The following is a 5,394-nucleotide window of genomic DNA, read 5'->3' as shown; positions in this document are numbered from 1 at the left end:
AAGAGACAGGAGGTGGGGCTGGAGCCCGGGGACATCATCCTCCGGGTGAACAACCAGCCGGTGGCCTCGGCGGACGCGTTCAAGGAGGCCCTGGTGACGGCGAGGCGCGGACGGAGCGTGTTGTTGCTCGTGCGGAGGGGCCGCTACGGGTACCACATCACGCTGCCCTTCGAGCAGGACCGGGGCCAGAGCCTGTAGGGCTGGCCTCCGGGCAGGCGTGGCAGCGGCTTCCTCGGATTTCGATGGGGGCGCAACTCGCACTAGCATGCGTGCCCCATGAGCACCGTGCGCTACCTGTCACTTGGTCCCCTGCTCGCCGGGGCGGGCTCCCGAGCCTTCCTGGGGCTTGCCCTCGAGGATGGCTTGCCTCCTCGCCCCGTGGTTCTCATCTGGGCTCCGCAGGAGGTGGTGCAGAGCCCGGAGCTGACGGCGAAGCTGACGCGAGAGACGGGCCGGGCGCTCGTCTTCGAGCACCCGAACATCCTGCGCGTCCACAGCCTCGCGGCCCAGGACGGCGGTCTGGCGCGCGTCACCGAGTTCGCCGATGGAGAACCCTTGCGCCGCGTGCTGGAGGCGAGCCCTCGGCTGCCTCCGCCGCTGGCCGCGCTGGTGGCCGCGGATGCCGCCACGGGCCTGCACTACGCGCACATGGCCGGCAACGACGACGGCTCGCCGCTGGTGCACGGCGACGTGCGGCCCGAGACGCTGATGCTCTCGTTCAGCGGCCTGACAAAGGTAACGGGCTACGGCGCGCTCAGCGTGGCCCCGCGCGAGCGCGATGGAAAGCGAGTGAAGAACCGCCGCGCGTACAGCGCTCCCGAGCAACTGTTGGGGGGCCGCGAGGCCGTGAATGTCCAGTCGGACGTGTTCCTGCTTGGACTCGTGCTGCACGAGTGCCTGTCCGGGAAGATGCCCTTCAAGGACAACGCGGACCCGGACAAGGCGACGCTCACGCGCACGCTGCCGACGATGTCCGTGGACGTGCCGCTGAAGCTGGATGCGGTGGTGCGCAAAGCAACGGCGAAGCGCGCGTATGACCGGTACCCGTCCGCGCACGCCTTCCGTGAAGCGATTGTGGAGGCGGTCGGCACGCTGCCCGCGCACACGTCGCTGGCGGACTACCTCGCCAAACTGTTCCCGCCGGAGAACGAGGCCCGCGCCGCGCGGCGCCGGGTCATCGAGGCGGGCATCGCGGACGTGCTCCAGAAGGTCGGCGTCGCCCCTCCCGCCGTGGCGGAGTTCCTCGTCACGGGCACCCTGCCCCCTTCGGCCATTCCGAAGGTCTGGCCGGCGATGCAGGGCCAGCTCTCCATCCTCGCGGCCATGTCCGGCGGCACCAGCGGCGTGCAACTCGCCGAGGTGAGCACGACGACGAGCCCTGCTCCATCGACGGAGAGCACGGGCTCCTCCGCGACCGTCGCGGCGGGAGCAGCGCCCGCCACCGAGGCGACGAGCATCACCGCTTCCAATCCCACGCTGCCCGCCGTCGCGACCCTTCCCGCGACGGGGAGCGCCTCCGCCACCGCGTCGACGAGTACCCCGGACGGGACCAGCAGCGCGGGTGTCTCTACCACGAGCACGGGAACTCCCGCCGACACCGTGTCGGCTACCGCGAGCGCTGGAACTCCGGCCGCCACCGGGTCGGCTATCGCGAGCGCTGGAACTCCTTCCGCCACCGGGTCGGCTACCGCGAGCGCTGGAGCTCCCACCGCCACCGGGTCGGCTACCGCGAGCGCTGGAACTCCCACCGCCACCGGGTCGGCTACCGCGAGCGCTGGAACTCCGGCTGCCACTGAGTCGGCGACCTTGAGTTCGGGAACGCCCGCCGCCACCGTGAGCTCCGGGCCCTCCGCGGCCACCGCTTCCTCAACCATGGGTGCCGCGCCGCTCGCGGGCACCTCACCGGGCGTCGCGAGTGGAGCGGGTGCATCCGGGGTCTCCGCGCCGCAAGCGGGGGCTGTGCCTGCCTCGGGCCCCGTGCCGCCCACGGCCGGTACTCCTCGAAAGTCCTCCCGGGCCTGGCTCGCCGCCGTGGGCGTGGGCACGGTGCTCGCGCTGGGTGGAGCGGCCGTCATCGTCCAGCGACTGCCCCCTCGAATCGAAGCGGAGCTGGAGGACGCGGGTCCTCCGTCCGTGGCGATGGTCGGCCTGGATACCGACGCGGGGACGAGCGCTGACAGTGGCGTGGATGCGGGCGCCGAGGTGATTGCGACGGGCTTCCTGGACCTCACCGTCGACCCTCGTGTGGACGTGTCCTATTCCGGCGGGTTCCTCGGTCGCACGCCGCTCAGCGTGGCCCTGCCCGCCGGCCGTCACGTGCTCACGCTCACCAATGCCGTGCTCGGCATCCAGGTGGCACGAACGTTCACCATCACCGCGGGCGGACGGAACGCGCAGCAGATCTTCCTCAACAAGGGCTTCATCAACGTGCGCGCGCCCAAGGACGCCATCGTCACGCTCAACGGTCGGCTCGTCGGCGCCGCTCCCGTGGAGGAGCAGGACGTCTACGAAGGCACGCACCAGCTCCTCGTCATCGCCAACGGCGCGCGGTGGCAGAAGACCTTCAAGCTGGAGCCCGGGCAGCGCGTCTCGTTCGACGTGGACTTCGAATCGCCCTCCGAGGAGTAGACCCCCTCGATGCTCGCTGGCAGGCGCTCCCGGAAATGAGCCCTGCCAGCGCCTACGCGCGGCGCTCCAGGCGCAGCAGCGCGATGACCTGGTCGGTGTCCAGGGGACGCGTCACGCAGTCGCTGGCGCCCGCGTCCAGGCACTTCGCCCGCTCGTCATCGCGCGCATTCGCCGTGACGACGACGATGGGCAGCCCCCTGAAGCGCGCATCCCCGCGGAGCGTCCTCAGGGCCGTGTAGCCCGCTTCCGTCATCGCGATGAGCAGCAGCAGTCCATCCACTTCGGGCGAGTCCGACAGGACACGCAGGGCCTCGTCCATGCTCTCCGCGTGGAGGCTCTCCAGCCCGCGCGACTCCAGGACGCTGATGAGTGAGAAGGCCTCTCGGATGTTGTCGTCCACGACGAGCACGCGACGCCGCATGACCGTCTCGGGCGGCGCGTCGTAGTCGAGCATTCTCGACTCGCGCCCCTCTTCCAGGACCCCAGCCCCCGCCACCACGACTGAGTTCGAGCCATCGTCAGGCCCACGAGGACCGCCCTGTGTCGGCTCGCCCCGGGCAAACGCCGGGATGTCGGCCGCCGAAAGCTCCACCGCGCCTTGCACGACGGACCTTCCAGCGCGAGTGGAGTCCCGCGACTCCCCCACCTCGTCCAGGGCTTCCGCCCCCACATAGACATCAGGCAGGTAGAGCGTGAAGGTGCTGCCACGCCCCAGTTCACTGGCGACATGCAGCTCTCCGCCCAGGAGGCGCGCCAGCTCGCGGCTGATGGACAGCCCCAGGCCCGTGCCCCCGTATTTGCGACCCGTGCCCGGCTCCGCCTGCTGGAAGGCCTCGAAGATGCGCTGGAGCTTGTCCTGCGCGATGCCGATGCCCGTGTCCACGACGCTGAACGACAGCACCTCGTCGGCCTGATTCAGGACCGGGTTCTCGAAGTGGAACAACCCCTGGGCCATCTGGGTGATGCGCAGCTCCACTCGCCCCGCATCCGTGAACTTGAAGGCGTTCGACAGCAGGTTCTTGAGCACCTGCCGAAGCCGCATGGAGTCGGTGCGCAGCGTCGGAGGTAGCGTGCCCGAGAGCGCGACGCCGAAGCCCAGGCCCTTCTGCTCGGCGACGTGTTGGAAGTCGCGCTCGATGAGCGACTTCACCTCCGTGAGCGCCACCTCTTCCGGTTCGATCCGCAGCTTCCCCGCCTCCACCTTGGACAGGTCCAGCAGGTCGTTGATGAGAGAGAGCAGATCCACGCCCGAGGCATGGATGGTCCGCGCGTACTCCGCCTCCTTCGGCCCCAGCCGCTGGTCCGAGTCCTCCGAGAGGAGCTTCGCGAGGATGAGCAGGCTGTTGAGCGGCGTGCGCAGCTCGTGGCTGATGTTCGCCAGGAACTCGCTCTTGTGCCGTGACGCGAGCGCCAGCTTCTCCGTGAAGCCCACGTTGTCGTTGAGCTCCTTCCACACGCCGGAGTGCCCCGTGTCAGCGCCGCCGCCCGTGCTCTCCACACCGACCCGCCGCGAGACGCGATTCACCTCGCTCGCGAAGGTCGTCAACTGCGCCACCATCCTGTTGACGATGTTCTTGAGCTCCAGCGACTCGCCCCGGACCTCCACGGTGAGCGTCTGCGACAGGTCCCCTTGCGCCACCGCGCCGCTCACCCGGATGAGGTCCCGCACCTGCGCGGAGAGACTGCCGGCGAGGACATTCACTCCGTCCGCCAGGTCCCGCCACGCTCCGACGGAACGCGCCACGTCGACCCGCGCGCCGAGCCGCCCCTCGACTCCCACCTCGCGGCCCACCCGGGCAACCTCTCGCGAGAGGGCCGACCACCGCTCCGCGCCCGTGTTGAAGGTCTCCGCCAAACGGTCCATGAGCGGATTCGCTCCCCGGACGGACACGCGCCGCGAGAAGTCACCCTGGTTGGCTGCCTCCATCGCGGCCAGGAGGTCCCGAAGCTGCGCCTCGTGTGGTGCTGTCCCCTGGTTGCCGTCGTCTTCCAAGCCTTGCTCCCGTGAACCCGCGTCCGTCACTGGGACGAAACGCACCCGGTCTCGCGACGCCACGTCACCGCGGCGTCAGCGAACACCCGAACCGTCTTCGAGAATCCCGAACGGGGACTACGCGCTCTTGCGGCGCCGCATCATCGCTTCGTACGAGCGACCCACGCTCTGCGAGAGGATCATCAGCTCGCCCACGTCCGGCGGCGTGAGCTGATCCGGCCCATTGTCCACGTACAACAGGTGCACGACCTTGCCCCGGACCAGCAGCGGCAGGATGACCGCCGTCGTCGGGAAGCCGCCACCCAGCAGCTTGTAGAACACGCCCATCGCCGCGTCCCGGCGCACCGGCCCCACGTAGTGCGAGCGTGTGTCACGAACCAGACGGAACGTGCTCTGCTCCCGGAGCGCGACGCCGATGCGACGCACCGCCGCCTCGCGCACCCCCGGGCCCATGCCGTGCCAGCCCGTCACAAGGCTGCCCTGCACCGACAGCAGCAGGTTGCGCCGCCACTTGCCCAGCGCGAAGCGCAGCACCGTGCGCGCCACATCCTCGCGGTCCGTGCTGCGCGCCAGCTCCGCCTGCGCCTCCGCGAACGTCAGCGGCGTGGGAGGTGGCTCGGGCGGACGCTGCACGGGCGCGGTGGCCACGGGAGGACTCGCCACGGGTGCCACCGGCGGCCTCGGAGGCACCGGGGCCGCGGGCACGCCCACCTGCATCGGAGGAGGCGGGGGCGGCATGGGCGGCGGCGGCGCCACCGGGCGCGGCGCGGGGG

Annotated in this window: 3 protein-coding genes and 1 pseudogene; 2 read left to right on the top strand and 2 right to left on the bottom strand. The window is 70.4% G+C overall.

Features of this window, described 5'->3' with window-relative positions; all coding sequences use genetic code 11:
- Together FJV41_RS47755 and FJV41_RS47750 are read left to right on the top strand one after the other, a co-directional pair.
- On the top strand, positions 1-198 hold a 198-nt coding region (locus FJV41_RS47755; protein WP_141649289.1), incomplete at its 5' end, for a PDZ domain-containing protein.
- A gap of 78 nt (positions 199-276) precedes the next feature.
- Positions 277-2,628, top strand: a complete 2,352-nt coding sequence (locus tag FJV41_RS47750) for a protein kinase domain-containing protein (protein ID WP_141649288.1) — start codon at positions 277-279, stop codon at positions 2,626-2,628.
- A gap of 52 nt (positions 2,629-2,680) precedes the next feature.
- Here the strand turns inward: FJV41_RS47750 and FJV41_RS47745 are convergent, their stop codons facing one another.
- On the bottom strand, positions 2,681-4,621 hold the full coding sequence (locus FJV41_RS47745; protein ID WP_141649287.1) for an ATP-binding response regulator: 1,941 nt from the start codon (positions 4,619-4,621) through the stop codon (positions 2,681-2,683).
- Positions 4,622-4,738: 117 nt separating this feature from the next.
- Positions 4,739-5,394: pseudogene (locus FJV41_RS47740) on the bottom strand (GspE/PulE/PilB domain-containing protein); the annotation flags it as partial.

It is taken from the genome of Myxococcus llanfairpwllgwyngyllgogerychwyrndrobwllllantysiliogogogochensis, assembly GCF_006636215.1.
In the GTDB taxonomy this organism is placed as follows: Bacteria; Myxococcota; Myxococcia; order Myxococcales; family Myxococcaceae; genus Myxococcus; species Myxococcus llanfairpwllgwyngyllgogerychwyrndrobwllllantysiliogogogochensis.
The sequence above is the reverse complement of the archived record's forward strand: the minus strand, read 5'-3'. Positions and strand labels throughout refer to the sequence as shown.